Below are 301 nucleotides of genomic sequence, written 5' to 3'. Positions count from 1 at the left end.
CCGACCATGAACAGGCGCGAGCGCCCGAGCCCCGCGTGGATCGCCGCGAAGATCTGGTCCTCGTTCCCGACCGCGCCGTCGGTGAGGAACACCACCTGCCGCACCCGCCCGTCCTCCGGGCGGGGGGCCGCCAGGGCTGCCTTGGGCGGTGCCAGCATCTCCGTGCCGCCCCGCGCCACCAGGGCGGAGACGAAGGCCTCGGCGCCCCGCAGGGCCTCGGGCGTCGCCCGGACGGGCTCGGGATGCAGTGCGTCCCAGGTGTCGTCGAAGCGGATCACGTTGAACCGGTCCTGCGGGGTCA

The 301-nt window shown here is 74.8% G+C and carries 1 pseudogene; it reads right to left on the bottom strand.

Annotated features, from left to right (window positions below):
* A pseudogene (locus ACLBXP_RS25705) lies at positions 1 to 301 on the bottom strand (marine proteobacterial sortase target protein); the annotation flags it as partial.

This window comes from Methylobacterium sp. A54F (assembly GCF_053346035.1).
The sequence above is the reverse complement of the archived record's forward strand: the minus strand, read 5'-3'. Positions and strand labels throughout refer to the sequence as shown.